Source organism: Kitasatospora sp. Ki12 (assembly GCF_054601375.1).
Genome location: NZ_BAAIHT010000003.1, coordinates 1,509,629 through 1,527,021 on the forward strand (window position 1 = coordinate 1,509,629; position 17,393 = coordinate 1,527,021).

Sequence of the window (17,393 nt, forward strand, 5' to 3'; positions counted from 1 at the left end):
CATGGGCCCGCTCATCTCCCCGGCGGGGCGGTTTCGGTGCGCGGCTCGGCGGCCATGTGCTCGCCGACCCGCTTGACCAGCAGGGCCATCTCGTAGGCGATCTGGCCGATGTCGGCCTCGGCGTCGCTCAGCACGGCCAGGCAGCTGCCGTCGCCGGCGGCCGTGATGAAGAGGAAGGCCTCGTCCAGCTCGACCATGGTCTGCCGGACGCCGCCGACCTTGAAGTGCCCGCCGGCCCCCTTGGCCAGGCTGTGGAACCCGGCCGCGACGGCGGCCAGGTGCTCGGCGTCCTCGCGGTCGAGGTCGCCGGAGGCCCCGGTGGCCAGGCCGTCGCTGGACAGGATCACCGCGTGCCGCAGGGCGGCGACGCGCCCCACCAGGTCGTCCAGGAGCCAGTTGAGGTCCCCGGGCGGCTGCGTCGAAGTGGTCATGAATCAGTTCCTTCCGCTGGAGCGGGTGGTGCAGGTGATGCGGGTGGTACGGGTGCAGCGGGTGATGAGGGTGCTGCGGGTGACACGGGTCGCACAGGTGGTACCGGTCGTACGGGCCGTGCGGTTGCCGCGATTGGTGCGGATCCTGCGGGTGGTGCGGGTGGTGCGATCGGTGAGGGTGAAGTCGGTGTACCGGATCCGGCGGGTGCCGCCGGCGGTACGGGTGTTCCGGGGCCCGGGCCGCGACCGACCGGCGGCGCGGGCGGCACCCAGCGGGCGAGCGGTGCCCGTCCGGTGTCCGAGGGCGCGGGCAGCGCCGCCGGGGAGGGGGCCGGGCTGATCGCCCGGAGGGACGGGTTCGGCGGCTGCCAGGCCGGCACGACCGCGACCCGGTCGCGCGGCGAACCCGCGCGCCCCTTCGACGCGCCGTCCCGCCCCTGCGAGGAGCCGTCGCGGCCCTTCGAGGCGCCGCCCCGCCCCTTCGAGGTGCCCTCGCCGTCCTTCGGCGCGCCGTCGCCGTCCCTGGCGACACCGGTGAGGCCCCCGGAGGCGATGGCGACGCGCCCCCGGGTGAAGCCGCGCTGGAACGAGGCGAAGGCCGCCCGGGCCTCCTCGGGCGAACGCTCCCGCGCCTCGCGGGCCTCCTGGGAGCCCCGGTCGGTCCACACGCCCCCGGCCGAGCGCTCCCCGGCTCCGTCCCCGGCCCGGTCCTCGGCTCCGCCCGCACTGCGGAACCGTTCCTTCAGCTGTTCCGTACGCTGCTCCCTGAGCTGCGGCGCCAGGTTCGCCTGCCGGACCCGGCGCGGCAGACCGCCCGCCGTCCGCGGCGCGGTGTCCGCCGACGGAGCCCCGGCCGCCGTGGAAGCCCCGACAGCACCACCGGCCGTCCGCGCGCCGGCGGAGGCATCGCCGGCGGCCGCCTCGGCAGCCGCGACGGCCTCTTCGGCGGCGGCCACCACCACGTCCTCCCGCCGGTGCCGCCCCCTGCCCGGGGCCTCCTCGGCGTCCGCCCCGGGTACGGGGACCAGGACCGGCCCGCTCTTGACCCGGGAGGCCCGACGCGGCAGACCGCCCGCCGTACGCCCCGCCTCGGGAGCGGAGGGGCGCGGCCCGCCCGTCACCCGGTGCCGGCCGCCCGTGCCGGCCTCGGACGACGCGCTCGACGGGGAACCGCCGGACGCCCCCGCGGACGATCCGGCCGATGACCGTACCGCCGCCCCGGCCGCCGACCCCGACCCCGACCCCGACGCCGCCCTCGACCCCGGCACCGCGACCAGGTCGCGCTGCCCGCGCCGGCCGCCGCCCGCCGGCCGCCGCCCGGCCGCGACCGGCTCCGGCGCCCCGTCCGAGGCCTCGGCGAGCAGCTCACGCGGGATCAGCACCACCGCCGTCGTCCCCCCGTACGGGGACGGCCGCAGGTGGACCCGGATGCCGTGCCGCCGGGCCAGCCGGCTGACCACGAACAGGCCCAGCCGGTCGGTGTCGGCGAGGTCGAACTCCTGCTCCACGGCAAGGCGTTCGTTGATCTCGGCGAGCAGCTGCTCGCTCAGGCCGAGCCCGCGGTCGTCGATCTCCAGCGCGAAGCCGTGCGCCACCACCTCGCCCTGGACGGTGACATGGGTGCTCGGCGGGGAGAACACCGCGGCGTTCTCGACGAGTTCGGCGACCAGGTGGGTGACGTCCGCGACGGCGCTGCCGAGCAGGCCGGTGCCGGGGAAGGGCCGGACGGTCACCCGGGCGTAGTCCTCGACCTCGCCGACCGCCGCCCGGACCACGTCGACCATCCGGACCGGCTTGCGCCAGGCGCGCCCGGGCGAGCCGCCGGCCAGGATGATCAGGCCCTCGGCGTGCCGGCGCATGCGGGTGGTGAGGTGGTCGACCTTGAAGAGGTCCTCCAGCTCCGCCGGGTCCTCGGTGCGGCGCTCCATGGTGTCGAGCAGGGTGAGCTGGCGGTGCAGCAGCACCTGGCTGCGCCGGGCCAGGTTGACGAAGACGGCCGAGACGCCGCGCCGCAGGTCGGCCTGTTCGACGGCGGCCTCGACGGCGGCCCGCTGCACCGCGTTGAAGGCCTGGCCGACCTGCCCGATCTCGGCGTCGCCGAAGTGCAGTTCGGGCGCCTCGGTGGCCACGTCCACCGGTTCGCCGCGGCGCAGCCGCAGCATGACGGAGGGCAGCCGGGTGCCGGCCAGCTCGTTGGCCGCGTTGCGCAGGCCGATCAGCTCGCGGGCCAGGCCGCGCCCGATCCGGAACGAGATCATGATCGTCAGCACGATCGCGACGAGGCCGATCGCACCGGCGATGCCGCCGCGCCAGAGCATCCCGATCGCCGTGGACCGGGCACGCTCGTCCAGTCCGGTGGCGATCCGGTTGTTGATGGAGGTGAGGTCGCCGAGCGCCCGGTCGGCGGTCTCCCGCCAGGAGTCGGTGTTGAGCGCCTGGACCACCCGGTCGGGGCCGCCGGCGCCGACGAAGTCCGCCTCGGCGCGGGCCAGCGCGCCCCAGGCCTCGCCGCTGCGCAGAGCGATGTAGTCGGACTGGTCGGCGGGATCGAGCTCGGCGATGTAGACGGTGAACAGCGCCTGCTGGTTGTGCAGGGCGTCCAGCGCGACCTGGTACTGCTCGGCGTTGGGCTTGCCGGCGCCGGCCCGCAGGCCCTCCATCGCCGCGTCCTCCTGCGACAGGTACTCGCGGGCGCGCACCAGCTCGATCAGGATGGTTCCCTGGCGCGGGAGTTGGCCGGTCTGCCGGGCGACGTAGGCGGAACGGAAGCCGAACACCGGCTTGACCAGGTCGCTGTACTGGCCCAGCGCGAACTCCCAGTTCAGCGCGGCACGGCCGACCTGGGAGCGCAGCGGGCCGAGCTGGTCGGCGGCGGCGATGATCTGCACCAGGCGGCCGCGCTGGGGCGTGGAGAGCTTGCCGCCCGAGCCGTCCTTCTTCTGCCGCAGCACGGCGAGGCTGTGGTCGGTGGCGGCCTTGGCGTGCTCGTAGGCGTCCCGGGCGACCGGCGAGCGGGGGTCGGCGAGGCGCTGGACGGCGGCGCGGCGCTCGTTCTGCAGGTCGACGGCGTACTGGTCGACCGGGCCCGCGAACTCCTTGTAGGTGCGGCTGATCCCCAGCTGGTTCCAGACGTCCCCGGTGGTGGCGATCGTCGCGTACACCCACAGGGCGGTGAGGGCGACGATGGGCACCAGGAGCAGCGCGATGATCTTCGCGCGGATCGAGCTGCTGCGCAGACGCATGGAGTCCTCGGTCGGGAAGTGCCAGGCGCGGACGGGGAGGGTGGGGGCCGTGGAAGCGGTGGGCGTGGCGGGAGGGGCGGGGCTCGGCGGGGGACGATGAGGAGGGATTCGGTGGGCTCCCGGCCACGGGTCTGCGCGACTCTACTACGCCCTGACCACTCGTTCGAGGGTCGAACGGGTCCGCTTCCGCACCTTGCCCCGCACACGTCAGAAACCGGTCGCGATCATGTCCGCTTCGCGCCCGGAACATCCGCAGACATCCGGATTTTCCGGACGCTCCGCACCTCCGCGCCGACCGCCGCCCCTGCCCCCGGGACCTCCCTCGGTCTTCTCTGAGTCCTTCCTGGGTCTTCCCTGAGTCCTCCGCCGCTCCTCCCCCGCTCCTTCCCCTCGCCTCCCCCTCGCCTCCCTCCGGCCTCCCCGACCACGGCACCGTCCGAGCGGACCCGTGCCGATCTCGTCGCGTCACCGTCACAACCCTGGGCAGTGCCGGAACGATCCGATAGTTTCGCTCCACCCGTACCACCGGGCGCCGCCGCCCCGGCGGCCGGAGGGCGGGCGGGCCGGACCCACAGGCGGCGCCGGGGAGAAGCGGAACTGGGGAGGACTGTGCGCGAGTTCACCACCCCCGCCCCGGGTGTGCCCGAGGCCACCGGAGGACTCGCCGACTCCCTGTACGACACCGCCGAACGCACCCCCGAGCTGGTCCAGGTGTCCCGGCGGACCGGCGACGGACGGTGGCGGGACGTCACCGCCCGGGAGTTCAGGAACCAGGTGCTCGCACTGGCCAAGGGCCTGCTCACCCACGGGGTGCGCTACGGCGACCGGGTCGCCCTGATGTCCCGCACCCGCTACGAGTGGACGCTCTTCGACTACGCGCTCTGGTCGATCGGCGCGATCACCGTCCCGGTCTACCCCACCGCCGCCCCCGAGCAGGTGCGCTGGATCCTCGCCGAGACCCAGGCGGTGGCCTGCCTGGTCGAGGACGAGGACGCCGCGATGACCGTCGGCGCGGTCTGCGACGCGCTGCCCGACCTCACCGGCATCTGGCAGCTGGACCGGGACTGCGTCGCCGCGATCACCGAGGACGGCCGCGACGTGCCCGACTCCCTGGTGCACCGCCAGCGGCTCGGCGTCGGCGCCCAGAACGTCGCCACCGTCGTCTACACCTCGGGGACCACCGGCCGCCCCAAGGGCTGCCTGATCACCCACGGCAACCTGGCCTCCGAGGCCGACGCCCTGCTCGCCGGCTGGGGCGAGGTCCTGCGCGACACCGGCGGCAGCCAGCCCGGCACCCTGCTGTTCCTACCGCTCGCCCACGTCTACGGGCGGGCCGTGCAGATCGCGGCGGTCCGCGGCGGCTTCCGGATCGGCCACCTCCCCGAGGTCTCCACCGCCGCGCTGCTGCCCGCACTTGAGAGCTTCCGGCCGACCTTCCTGCACGCCGTCCCGTACGTCTTCGAGAAGATCTACCAGCAGGCCCGGCGCGCCGCCGAGGACGCCGGGCGCGGCGAACTCTTCGAGCAGGCGCGGCAGGTGGCCGTCGACTGGGCCGCCGCCCGGGAGCAGAAGTCCTTCGGACGCGGCCCCGGACCGGGCGCCGGACTGCGGCTGCGCCACCTGGCGTACGAGCGGACCGTCTACCCGAAGCTGCGCGCGGTGCTCGGCGGCCGAGTGCGCAGCGTGATGTGCGGCGGCTCCTCGCTCCGGCGCGAGCTGGGACTGTTCTTCACCGGCGCCGGCCTCCAGCTGTACGAGGGGTACGGACTGACCGAGACCTCCGCCGCGATCACCGCCAACCCGACCGCGCGGCAGAAGCTCGGCACCGTCGGGCAGCCGGTGCCGGGCGCCTCGGTGGCGATCGCCGACGACGAGGAGGTGTGGGTGCGCGGCGCCTCGGTCTTCGGCGGCTACCTCAACCATCCGCAGTGCACCGCCGATTCGCTGGTCGACGGCTGGTTCGCGACCGGCGACCTGGGCCGGCTGGACGAGGACGGCTACCTCACCATCATCGGCCGCAAGAAGGACCTGATCGTCACCAGCAGCGGCAAGAACCTCGCCCCGGCGGCCCTGGAGGAACGGGTCGAGGCGCATCCGCTCGTCTCCCAGTGCCTGGTGGTGGGCGACGACCGCCCGTACGTGGCCGCACTGATCACGCTCGACCCGGCGGCCCTCGCGCACTGGCTGAAGAGCCACGGACGGGAACAGCTGGAAGCGTGGGCGGTGCTCGCCGACGAGGACCTGCACGGAGAGATCCAGCGCGCGGTGGCGGCGGCCAACACGGCGGTGTCACGGGCCGAGTCGATCCGCGCGTTCCGGCTGCTGCCACGCGAGTTCAGCCAGGAGCAGGGGCTGCTGACCCCGTCGCTCAAGCTGCGGCGGGCGGCCGTGGCGGAGTACTACGCGGAGGACGTCGAGGAGCTCTACCGCTCGTGAGCCCTGCCTCTCTTGAGCAGCTGAGCTCCTGAGGTCGTGAGCTCCTGAGCTCCTGAGCTCCTGAGCAGGATGTCCGGTAAGGGCTTTGACGGTCCGTCTTGTCCCTTACGGCACCGGCGCGGTGGCCGGGCGGGTTCACCTGCCGTTCCCTTGACGGGCCGATTGGTCCAGTCCATTGTTTCTCTTCGGTCCGAGTGCGGCGCACCACCCACCCCTCTGTTCACGCCCTCCGCCCACGCCCTCCCCACGGGCGTCTCCCCCACACGCTGGAGTCCTCACGTGTCGATGTCCACGCGCCTGTCCGCGCTGGCCGCTGCCGTCGCGCTGCTCACCGCCGTCGCCGTGCCGGCGGCGTCCGCCGTACCGAACACCCCGGGAGCCGCGGGAGCGCCGAGCGCCCAGAGCACCCCGAGCACCCCGAGCGCCCCGGCCGTCAACCTGGCGACCAACCCCGGGTTCGAGCTGCCCGCCCCGAACCTCGCCGACTGGGGCAGCATCCCCGGCTGGACCTGCACCGGCGGCCCGGCCGAAGCGGCCGTCACCACCACCGCCCCGCACTCCGGCGCCTCCGCGCTGACCGTCACCCCGGCGACCGCCGACTCCTCCGGCGAGTGCGCCCAGACCGTCGCCGTCCAGCCCGACACCACCTACACCGCCTCCGCCTGGGTGCGCGGCAACTTCGTCCACCTCGGCGCCACCGGCACCGGCAGGGACCTCCCGCCCGCCTGGACGGAGAGCACCGGCGGCGGCTGGCAGCGGCTCACCACCCGCTTCACCACCGGCCCGAAGGCGCACAGCATCCGGCTGTACGTGCACGGCTGGTACCAGCAGGGCCCCTTCTCGGTGGACGACGTCCGGGTCGACGGCCCCGCACCCGCCCCGGCGGTGGCGGCGAGCTCGATCCCGACCACCGACAAGGTCGTCTTCCTCACCGTGGACGACGGCTGGCAGCGCTCCCCCGAGGCCGAGCAGTTCATCGCCGACCACCGGCTGCCGATCACCACGTTCCCGCTGCCGATGCCCGCCGGCACCGACCCGTCCTTCTTCAAGCGGGTCACCGCCGTGCCCGGCTCGTCCGTCCAGGACCACTCGGTCTCGCACTCCGACCTCAGCAAGCTCCCACTGGACCAGCAGCAGGTCGAGATCTGCGACGCCCGCGACACCATGACCCGCCTCTTCGGCACCGCGCCGGTCGTCTTCCGCCCGCCGTTCTTCGCCTGGAACGCCGACACCCTGCAGGCCGCCGCCAACTGCGGCATCCGTACCGTGCTCACCGCCGACGCCGACTTCAGCTGGGGCGCCGGCAACATCTGGCACCCGGGCCTGCTGCAGCCGGGCGATGTCATCATCATGCACTGGAGCGACACCGTGGCCGCCGACCTCCAGCGCGCACTGGCGGCCGCCGACGCCGCGGGCCTCAAGCCGGCCGGCCTGGTCGACTACCTGCGCTGACCCGCGCCACCGCCACCGGCCGTCACAGACCCGACGCGCCGCCGCCTCCGGGGGGAGCGGCGGCGCGTCGCCGTTCCCCGGGCGCTCTCAGGCAGGTTCCGCCGCCAGGCGAGCGTACTTACCGTCAGCCCGGCGGCGCGCCAGGCCGGGGAGGCGGGGGTGGCGGTCCGCCCGGCGTCATCGCCGAGGTCGACCCCACGGCCCAAGGCCTTCCCCGTCCCTCTCCGGTGGTGCGTGATCGCGCGCGTTGACAGCCCGTCCGCGGCGTGGCTCTAATGGGGGCGTGCAGCGCGGCGCCGGCCACAGAGCAGTGGGCCGGCCGGCGGCCGAGCGAGCACCTTTCCGAAGGGACGATGCGCGATGAGCACTCTCTCCGCTTCCCTGATCTGACGCCAGGCGGTCACCCGCGGTGTCCGCGTGCGCGATGTGCCATCCCTGACTGTCACCGCGTGTGGCCGCGACTCCCCCATGCCTACGGAGAACCCACCACACACGCATGCCCATGTCTTTCAATTCCTTCAATCTGACCGTCATCGAAGAGTTCCGCGCCAATGGCGGGCGGGTCGGCGGCCCGTTCGAGGGCGGCGACCTGCTGCTGCTCACCACCACCGGGGCCCGGTCCGGACGGCCGCACACCGTGCCGCTCGGGTACGTCCGGGCGGAGGGCCGGCTCCTGGTCGTCGCCTCCGCCGCCGGGGCACCGGACCACCCGCAGTGGTACCGCAACCTGCTGACCCACCCGGTGGTCCGGGTCGAGCTCGGCACCGACGCGTTCGACGCGATCGCCGTCCCCGCCGAGGGCGACCGCCGCGAGCGGCTGTTCACCGCCGTCGTCCGCGCGGCCCCCGGGTACGGCGACTACCAGGCAAGGACCGAAGGCGAGTTGCCGGTCGTCGTCCTGGAACGGGAACGGCCCGACGCCGCCCCCGGAGCCACGCCCGACGCCGCGGCACCGGTGGTGCGCACCCTCGCCGACAAGCTACTGGAGGCGCACACCTGGCTGCGCGCACAACTGCGCCACGTCCGGGAGGAGGCGCACGCCCACACCCCCGGCCGACCGGCCGGGCTCGGACTGCAGCTGCGGCAGCACTGCCTGGCGTTCTGCGACGGGCTGACGCACCACCACACCGGCGAGGACAACGCCGTATTCCCCGCCCTCGCCCGCAGCCACCCGGAACTGGCCGACGTGCTCGCGCGGCTCGACGAGGAGCACCGGGCGATCGGGCGGATCAAGGAGGAGCTGGTGGCGCTGCTGGCCGGGATCGAGATCACCGAGCCGCGGCGGCTGCGCACCGAGCTGGACCGGATGTCGGCCGAACTGGAGGCGCACCTCGACCACGAGGAGGCGGAGTTGTTGCCGGTCCTTGCCGCCATCCCCTTCCCGCCGACGGGACCCGGCCCGACCGGGCCCGCCCCGGCCCGGACTGACCCGACCCGGGCTGCCCCGCCGCGTCCCGCCCCGGCCCGGTAGCGGAAACGGCGTTGCCGCCGTCCCCTCCTGTTGCCTCTGGAGGGGGCGGCGGCACCGTCCGTGCGGTGGTGTCGGACGAGGTCCGACGGACCGTTACGACTGCGAGAACACCGGGAGGTAGCCGCCGGACTGGCCGGCCGCCTTCGGGTGGTAGCTCTCGTCGATCGGCAGGGTGGTGCTGTTCAGCCAGGTGGTGAGGTTGCCGCAGATCTCGTGGCCGGTGAAGATGCTGCGGACGTCGCCGAAGGTGAAGCCGGCGTTGGCGGCGCGCTTGGCGAGGACGCCGTCCAGGGTGTCCGCGGCGCTGTTGATGGCGGCACGCTTGGTGTCGCCGATGCCGAAGACGCAGTCACCGCCGACCTTGTAGATGTGCGGGTAGCCCATCACCACGACGTGGGCGTTCGGCGCCTTGGACTTGATGGCGGAGTACACCGTGTCCAGCTGGCCGGGCAGGGTGTTGAGCGCGTAGTTCTTGGCGGTGTTGACGGCGCTGAGGCACGAGCTGTCGGAGCCCAGGACACAGGTCTGCATGGTGTCGGCGAAGCCGGCGTCGTTGCCGCCTACCGAGATGCTGACCAGCGTGGTGCCGGAGTCCAGGGCGGAGATCTGGTTGTTCAGGATGTCGCCGGTCCTGGCGCCCGAACAGGCGACGAACTTGAAGGAGGACGGCGAGTGCGCGTTCTTCCAGAGGTACGCGTACGCGTTGGTGCTGCGCTTGCAGCTGCCACTGTCGCTCAGGTAGCTGCCGGCGCCGACACCGGAGGAGTACGAGTCACCGAGGGCCACGTAGTTGACACCGGCCGCATTGGCGGACGAGGCGGCGAAGAGCGTGGTCATGGTGAGGCCTGCCGCAATCGCGGCGATGGACAGGGCACGGGCGGGGCGGATCATGACACCTCCAGGGTGGGGGGTGGGGGGGTGGGGGCGTGGCGTGGGTCACAGAAGTGATACCAGGCGGTAGCGGAACCCGGAAGCGCTCATGCCAAGGATATTGACGGACCGTCTGATAACTCAGAGGTGAACTGCCGCCAACAGCAAGTGAGTTCACACTGGTCAGCCCCGGTGCGCTCGGACGCGCGTAGCGCTTTGCGCGTAGACCGGCAACTTGCGCTAGTTAAGGGAGCGGTAAACCTGGAGTCGTTGTCCGACCACCGTTGAGTCAGTTTCGAGCCGGGCCGGCCGCCCGGGCGAGAGCGCGACGGCGAGCACGCGGAGACCGCGGCGAGCGCGGAGAGACCACAACGGGCGCGAGGAGACCGCGGCGAGCGCGAGGAGGCCACGACGGGCGCGGGGAGGCGGCGGGCGCGGATCCGCCCGGACGGGCGGACGCGTGGGCCCGAACGGCGCACACGGACTGAACGGGCACGGGTGGGCGCCGTGTGAGCCGCCTTCAGATCCGGAGTCGGACCCGCCCCCGGATCAGCCCCGCACGCCCGGGTACACGGCGCCCGGGGAGACCGTGCAGCCGCCGACCGGAAGCTCCTCGATCGCCTCGTTCGCGGCGGCGGGCACGCCGAGCCAGCGGACGGCAGTGGCGACCGCCGCCCGGGCCTGGCGCAGGCCGGGCGCGCCCCAGCCCAGCAGCTCGACGGCGAGCCCCGGCGCGACCAGCAGGCGCCGGTAGTGCCGGCCCGAGGCAGGGTCGGCGACGCTCGGACCGACCGACCGCAGCGCCGCCGCCATCCGGACCCGCGCGCACTCGTGCCCGCCGTTCGCCGAACCGACCCGGTCGTAGAGGTAGCCGAGGTAGTACGGCCGGCCGATCACCGCCTGCGCCTCCTCGGCGGCCTCCCTGGCCAGGGCGGCCGCCGGGTCCCAGGTGTCCTCCGGCTCCAGCGAGCCGCCGGGCAGCGAGCAGATCCCGTCCTTGGGGTTCACCAGGGTCAGCACCCGCCCGTCCGGGGCGAACAGCCACCCCCAGGACTGCTTGACCGGCAGCCCGTCGGGCACCTGCTCGCCCGGCCGCCACGGCCAGCCCGCCGTGGGACGCCGCCGCACCTTCCCGAGCAGTTCGGCGATCTCCGCGCTGTACTCGATCGGGCTCATGCTCTGGCCCCGCCGTGCTCGGCCGAGGCGCCGGTGGATCCGGCGGGTACGGCAGGTCCGGCGGGTGCGGCAGGGACTCCGGCGCACCCCCCAGTACCGAGCTCGCGCCGCTCGCTCATGCGTCCCCCTCTCGCTGTCGGGCTCGCCGGACCGGCGGTGCGCGGAGGGGACCTGCAGGGCGCGGTACGGAGCGGAGCGGCGGGAGCGGCGGCGTGGGGTACCGCGCGCTCCTGCTGTTGATCTTCTCCGAATCTTCCCCGAACAGGCGGTCGATGAACAGTCCCCAGCGCCGCATGGTGGACGCGGAGCCGGCGAACGCCCTGATCATCCCAGCGGCGCACCCCCGTCCCCGGGCCCGGGGAAGCCCGGCAGCGGGAACCCCGGCCGCGGGTCCACGCCCGGCGGGAACGGCATCCCGCGCGCGGCGTCGTCGGCGAGTTCGTCGAACACCTCGTGCGCCGTCATCGGCCGCAGCCGCCCGCCGACCAGCGCCCAGCCGCGGACCGGCGGCCGGGCCGGGGCGCCGTCGTCCGGGGGATCCCCGGGGCGGTGCTCCCCCGGCCCGCCGGGCCTCGGGTCGGCCCGGCCGCTCGTCTCCGGATCGCCGTGCAGCAGCAGCGCCCCCTCCCCGCCGGCGGCCACGCCCGCCGCCAGCGTGACGCAGAACGCCTCGGTGTCCCGCCCGGCGGGGTACAGCCGCCCCTCCTCCACGCAGACGTCCACCGCGGAGGTGAGCTCCTCGCCGTCCTCGGGGCCGTGGCAGCGCAGCGTCAGCAGGTGGCAGCCCTCCCCCGCGCCCTCGGCCAGCGCCAGGAACACCGAGGTGACGTACCGCATCACCGCCGCCATCCGGCGCTGCCCGGCCGGGTCGTCGCCGACGGCGTCCAGCAGGGCCGCGCAGGCCACGGACATCCGCACCCGCGCCCGGTGGTCGTCCATCAGCACCGGCAGCAGCTCGGCCAGCCGCTCCCCCGCGTAGACGAACGGCTCCCCGGCGAGCTCGGGATCGCCCGCGTAGGCGACCCGGGCCGCCGCCGTCCGGGGATCGAGGCCGACCGCCTCGCAGTAGTCCTCGAAGTCGTCCGCGTCCAGGACCCGCAGGTGCACCTCCAGGCCCTGCCGGTGCAGGGCCGTCAGCTGCTCCTCCGCCCGCCGCAGGTAGTCCCGGTGGCCGAGCCCGCCGAACAGCCCGTACCGCGCGAGCCCCGCGAAGTCCCCGGCCGCCACGGCCAGCGCCACCGCGACCGGCTGCGGCGGCGGCGCGCCCCGGGCCCGCCCGTCCTGCCGGGCCCGCGCTCCCCCTCCGCCCGCACCCCGTCCGCCCGCGCGCCCGCCGGGCGGTCGCCCGCCCCCGGGCGGCGCGGCCCCGCCGGGCCCGCCGCCCGGCGCCGCACCGGCACCGCTCCCCTGCTTTCGGCCGGCCAGCACCAGCACCCGCCGGCGCCGCCCCGCGGCACCCACCACCACACGCACCAACTCCCGCACGGCAGCCATGGCCCCTCCTCTTCCTCGCTCGTCCTCTTCCCCGCGCACCCGACACCCGTCGGCACCGGCCGCCCCGAACACCGGAGCCGCCGACATCGAGGAACATACACAGAGCCACTGACAATGCACTCCTGGTAATCGAACAGCGGGCCCGGCGCCGCCCCGTCGACCGCCGGGGCACCCGGGAACGGCGGTGCCGCCAGGTACCCGTGAGACGCATGCCTCCACCGGTCCACGCGGGATTGTCAGTGCCGCGCGTTAGGGTCGGGGACCATGCGACTGCTGCATACCTCCGACTGGCATCTCGGGCGCTCGTTCCACCGGGAGAGCCTTCACGACGCCCAGCGCGCCTTCCTGGACCACCTGGTGGAGGTGGTCCGGGCCGAGGCCGTGGACGCCGTGCTGGTCGCGGGGGACGTCTACGACCGGGCCCTGCCGGGCCTGGAGGCGGTCGCGCTGTTCGACGACGTGCTGCACCGGCTGGCGGACCTCGGGGTGCCGACGGTCTTCATCAGCGGCAACCACGACTCGGCCCGCCGCCTCGGGGTCGGGGCGGGCCTGATCGGGCGGGCCGGGATCCACCTGCGGACGGATCCGGGCCAGTGCGCCGCGCCCGTGGTGCTGGCCGACGAGCACGGGCCGGTGGCGGTGTACGGGCTGCCCTACCTGGAGCCGACGCTGGTGCGCGAGCGATTCGGGCTGGCGAAGGGCGGCCACGCGGCGGTGCTCGGCGCCGCGATGGACGAGGTGCGGGCCGACCTCGCCGCGCGCCCGGCCGGGACGCGGGCGGTGGTGCTGGCGCACGCCTTCGTCACCGGCGGCGCGCCCAGCGACAGCGAGCGGGACATCGCGGTCGGCGGCGTCGCCGCGGTGCCGGCCGAGGTGTTCGACGGGGTGCACTACGTCGCGCTCGGCCACCTGCACGGCTGCCAGACGCTCGCCCTGCACCTGCGCTACAGCGGCTCCCCGCTCGCCTACTCCTTCTCCGAGGTGCACCAGCGCAAGAGCATGTGGCTGGTCGACCTCGCCGCCGACGGCTCGGTGGCCGCCGAGCGCGTCCCCTGCCCCGAGCCGCGCCGGCTCGCCACCCTGCGCGACACCCTCGACGCCCTGCTCACCGACGAGGCGTACGCCGAGCACGAGCAGGCCTGGGTGCAGGCCACGCTCACCGACGCGGCCCGCCCGAGCGAGCCGATGGAGAAGCTGCGCCGCCGCTTCCCGCACACCCTGCAGCTGCTCTTCGACCCCGAGGAGCCGGAGGCCGGGTCCTCCCCCTCGTACGCGGCGCGGGTGAGCGGCCGGGGGGACCTGGAGATCGCCGAGGGCTTCCTGCGGCACGTCCGCCCGGGCGCCGAGCCGGGCCCGGACGAGCTCGGCTGGCTGCGCGAGGGCTTCGAGCGCGTCCGGGAGACCACCGACCGGAAGGCGGACCTGCCCCGATGAGGCTGCACCGGCTCACCGTCACCGCCTTCGGCCCGTTCGCGGGCTCCGAGACGGTGGACTTCGACGCGCTCGCCGCCGGCGGGCTGTTCCTGCTGCGCGGCGCGACGGGCGCGGGCAAGAGCAGCGTGCTGGACGCGGTCTGCTTCGCCCTGTACGGCGAGACGCCGGGCGCCCGCCGCGCCAACCGGCTGCGCAGCGACCACGCCGACCCGAAGCGGCTGACCGAGGTGCGCCTGGAGCTGACCCTCGGCGGGCGGCGGCTGCAGATCACCCGGCTGCCGGAGCAGCGCCGGCCGAAGAAGGTCGGCACCGGCACCACCGTCGAGCGGGCCCAGACCCTGCTGCGCGAGTGGGTCCCCGACACGGGCGACGGCACGCCCGGCTGGCGGGGCCTCAGCAAGTCGCACCAGGAGGTCGGGGAGGAGATCCTCCGGCTGATCGGCATGAACCGGGAGCAGTTCTGCCAGGTGGTGCTGCTGCCGCAGGGCGACTTCGCCCGCTTCCTCAAGGCCGACTCGGAGGAGCGCGGCAAGCTGCTGCGGCGGCTGTTCGACACCGAGCGGTACCGGTTCGTCGAGGACTGGCTGGCCGAGCAGCGACGCGCCCAGGAGGCGGAGGTCCAGTCCGGCCGGCGCCGGCTGCGCGACCTCATCGGCAAGGCCGAGCAGGCGGCCGGTCCGGACGCCGAGCCTGCCGGGGGCTGGGCCGTGGACGGGGAGGGCGAGGCCGGGCCGACCGCCGACGTGCTCGGCTGGGCCGCGGTCCTGCGCAGCGGCGCGGCCGAGCAGCTCGCCGTCGCGGAGTCGGCGCTCGCGGGTGCCGAGGCCGGGCAGCGCGCGGCCCAGCGGCAGCGCGAGGCAGCCGAGGAGCTGGCCGGGCGGCAGCGCCGGCACCGGGAGGCGCTGGACCGGGCCGAACGGCTGGCCGGGTTCGAGCCCGACGCGGCGCGGGACCGGCAGCGGCTGGCCGCCGCGCAGGAGGCCGTCGGGGTCGAGTCCGCGCTGCGGCTGCGGGAGACGGCGGCCGAGGCGCTGCGCCGCGCGCGGGCGGCGCAGGACCGGCACCGCGCGGCGCTGGCCGCCGCCCCGGGCGCGGAGGGCCGGCGGTTCGAGGCGGCCGGCGCCGCCGAGCTGGCCGAGGCCGAGCTGGAGCTGCGGGCCGAGGTGGTCCGACTGGAGGCGGCCCGGGCGGAGGAGCGGCGCTGTACCGAACTCGCCCGCGAGCAGCGCTCCCTGACGACCGACCGGAGCGCCGCCGAGACCCTGGCCGAGGAGGCCGAGGACTGGCTGGCCGAGTTCGACGGCGAGCTGCGCCGCCTGGAGGAGCGGCACGCCGGGGCCCTGGCGGCGACGGCCGCGGTCGAGCGGCTGGACGGGCTGCGCACCGAGTCGGCCGCCCGGCTGGCGGCGGCCCGGGAGCGCGACGGCCTGCGCGCCGGGATCGCGGCGGCCGAGCCGCGGGTCGCCGGGCTGCGCACCGCCGCGCTGGACGCCCGCGAGCACGGCCTGGACCTGCGGGACCGCCGGCTGACGGGCATGGCCGCGGAGCTGGCCGAGCAGTTGCGCTCGGGCGAGGCCTGCCGGGTCTGCGGTTCGCCGGAGCACCCGGCGCCCGCCGAGGTGGCGCCCGGCGGCCGGGTCGGCGCCGAGGACGAGGAGCGGGCCCGCCTCGCCCAGGCCGCCGCCGAACAGGCCTGGACGGAAGCCGACCGGGCACTCACCGCCCTGCGGATGCGCGAGGCCACCGCGGCCGGCGCGGCCGGGCCGGACACCGCGGACGCGCTCGCCGGGGCCCTCGCCGAGCTGGAGCGCGAGCACCGCGAGGCCCGGCACACGGCGGAGGCGCTCGGCCGGATCGAGCAGGAGATCGCCCGGCTGTCCCGGGACCGCACCCGCCGCGGTGAGGAGCTGCGCGAGGCGAAGGAGCGCGCCGCGGTCCTCACCGACCGGCTGCAGGCGCTCGAGACCGAGCGGGAGTCGCTGACCGCCCGGGTGGCCGCCGCCCGCGGGGAGGCCGCCTCCGTCGCCGACCGGGCCGCGGCCCTGGCCGGGCTCACCGAGCGGGTCGCCGCCGCGGCCGCCGCCGTCCGGGCCCGCGCGGAGACGGCGGCCCGGCTCGACGAGGCCGAGGCGGAACTCGGCAAGGCCGCCACCGCGGCGGGCTTCCCGGACGCCGGGGCGGCGCTCGCGGTGCTGCTGCCCCGCGAGGAGCGCGAGCGGCTGGAGGCCCGGCTGGAGCGGCACCGCGCGGAGACCGCCGCCGTCCGGCGCGAGCTGGACCTCCCGGAGCTGGCCGGGGCCGCGGCCCGGCCACCGGCCGACCTGCCCGCCGCCGCGGACGCGCTCCGCGCCGCCACCGACCGGCTCGGGCAGGCGCACGCCGCCGGGCGGCCGCCCACGAGCGGTGCGGGGCACTGGCCGCGATCGGCCGGCAGCTGGCCGCGCTCGCCGCCGAGCTGGCCCCGGCGCTGGACCGGTACGGGCGGATCAACCGGCTCGCCACACTGGCCGCCGGCACCTCCGCCGAGAACCGGCTGCGGATGCGCCTGGAGTCCTACGTCCTGGCGGCCCGGCTGGAGCAGGTCGCGGCGGCGGCCAGCGACCGGCTGGTCCGGATGTCCGGCGGCCGCTACACCCTGGTGCACAGCGACGACCGGGGCACCGGCACCCGTCGCTCGGGCCTCGCCCTGCGGGTGGTGGACGCCTGGACGGGCACCGAGCGGGACACCGCGACCCTCTCCGGCGGCGAGAGCTTCTTCGCCTCGCTCTCCCTGGCCCTGGGCCTGGCCGACGTGGTGACCGACGAGGCCGGCGGCATGCCGCTGGACACCCTGTTCATCGACGAGGGCTTCGGCACCCTCGACGAGCAGTCCCTGGAGGAGGTGATGGACGTCCTCGACGGCCTGCGCGAGCGGGACCGGGCGGTCGGCATCGTCAGCCACGTCGGCGATCTGCGCAGCCGCATCCCGGCCCAGCTGCTGGTCCGCAAGGGCCGGCGCGGCTCGACCCTGGCCCTGGCCGGGCGGGAGGACGCGTAGCGCCGGCCGGTCCACCAGGCAGTCGACCGTCGGCCGCGGAGGGGTAGCAGAGGGGTATCAGCCCGAGCAGGCGATCCGCTGCGCCTGCTGCCAGGCGCACACCGGGCAGAGCGTGCTGCCCGGCTGGTCGGCGGGCAGCTCGGTCGGCTCGCCGCACAGCACGCAGTCGGCGAGCGGCCCGGTCGCCGCGGGATCGTGCCGCAGCGCCGCCTCGGCGCCGCCCTCGGAGGCGAGTTCGGAGGCGAGCTCGCAGACCGCGGTGGACTCGTTCGTCATGCTGTCGCTCATGCCGCCTTCCTACTCCGCCGCTCCGCCCCACCGCAAGGCGGTCCCGGCCCGATCCCACCGAC

10 protein-coding genes and 1 pseudogene are annotated in these 17,393 nt (G+C 75.4%); 5 read left to right on the top strand and 6 right to left on the bottom strand.

All coding sequences use genetic code 11. The features are described from left to right. Positions 1-11: 11 nt before the first annotated feature. Both ACYP53_RS37245 and ACYP53_RS37250 read right to left on the bottom strand, forming a co-directional pair. On the bottom strand, positions 12-431 hold the full coding sequence (locus ACYP53_RS37245) for a roadblock/LC7 domain-containing protein (RefSeq protein WP_189913765.1): 420 nt from the start codon (positions 429-431) through the stop codon (positions 12-14). Next, positions 428-3,673 carry a sensor histidine kinase gene (locus ACYP53_RS37250; RefSeq protein ID WP_459650653.1) on the bottom strand — a complete coding sequence of 1,082 codons (3,246 nt, stop codon included), beginning with the start codon at positions 3,671-3,673 and terminating at the stop codon, positions 428-430. The genes ACYP53_RS37245 and ACYP53_RS37250 overlap by 4 nt, the downstream gene beginning before the upstream one ends. Before the next feature lie 609 nt (positions 3,674-4,282). Here ACYP53_RS37250 and ACYP53_RS37255 point away from each other — a divergent pair. The 3 genes from ACYP53_RS37255 to ACYP53_RS37265 all read left to right on the top strand — a co-directional run bounded on the left by ACYP53_RS37255 (position 4,283) and on the right by ACYP53_RS37265 (position 9,032). Continuing rightward, positions 4,283-6,109, top strand: a complete 1,827-nt coding sequence (locus tag ACYP53_RS37255) for an AMP-dependent synthetase/ligase (protein WP_459650654.1) — start codon at positions 4,283-4,285, stop codon at positions 6,107-6,109. Positions 6,110-6,394: 285 nt separating this feature from the next. Beyond that, the gene (locus ACYP53_RS37260) at positions 6,395-7,561 is read left to right on the top strand and encodes a polysaccharide deacetylase family protein (RefSeq protein ID WP_459650968.1); all 1,167 of its coding nucleotides are present in this window, start codon (positions 6,395-6,397) and stop codon (positions 7,559-7,561) included. 496 nt (positions 7,562-8,057) lie between these two features. Then, complete coding sequence (locus ACYP53_RS37265; RefSeq protein ID WP_459650655.1) at positions 8,058-9,032, top strand: nitroreductase/quinone reductase family protein; 975 nt, start codon at positions 8,058-8,060, stop codon at positions 9,030-9,032. Positions 9,033-9,125: 93 nt separating this feature from the next. Here ACYP53_RS37265 and ACYP53_RS37270 read toward each other — a convergent pair whose 3' ends face one another. From ACYP53_RS37270 to ACYP53_RS37280, 3 genes are all read right to left on the bottom strand, one after another. Next, positions 9,126-9,923, bottom strand: a complete 798-nt coding sequence (locus tag ACYP53_RS37270) for an SGNH/GDSL hydrolase family protein (protein WP_189913770.1) — start codon at positions 9,921-9,923, stop codon at positions 9,126-9,128. A gap of 528 nt (positions 9,924-10,451) precedes the next feature. Beyond that, positions 10,452-11,078, bottom strand: a complete 627-nt coding sequence (locus tag ACYP53_RS37275; RefSeq protein ID WP_189913771.1) for an NUDIX domain-containing protein — start codon at positions 11,076-11,078, stop codon at positions 10,452-10,454. A 324-nt stretch (positions 11,079-11,402) separates the two neighbouring features. Beyond that, positions 11,403-12,572, bottom strand: coding sequence for a hypothetical protein (locus ACYP53_RS37280; RefSeq protein WP_189913772.1), 1,170 nt, complete (start codon positions 12,570-12,572; stop codon positions 11,403-11,405). Between the two features lie 264 nt (positions 12,573-12,836). Here ACYP53_RS37280 and ACYP53_RS37285 point away from each other — a divergent pair, with 264 nt between their 5' ends. Beyond that, complete coding sequence (locus tag ACYP53_RS37285; RefSeq protein WP_459650656.1) at positions 12,837-14,006, top strand: exonuclease SbcCD subunit D; 1,170 nt, start codon at positions 12,837-12,839, stop codon at positions 14,004-14,006. Next, positions 14,003-17,043: pseudogene (locus ACYP53_RS37290) on the top strand (AAA family ATPase). Before ACYP53_RS37285 ends, ACYP53_RS37290 begins: the two are co-directional and overlap by 4 nt. Before the next feature lie 57 nt (positions 17,044-17,100). On the opposite strand, the gene ACYP53_RS37295 reads toward ACYP53_RS37290, so the two are convergent. Next, positions 17,101-17,319, bottom strand: coding sequence for a hypothetical protein (locus tag ACYP53_RS37295; RefSeq protein ID WP_444542933.1), 219 nt, complete (start codon positions 17,317-17,319; stop codon positions 17,101-17,103). Positions 17,320-17,393: the final 74 nt, after the last annotated feature.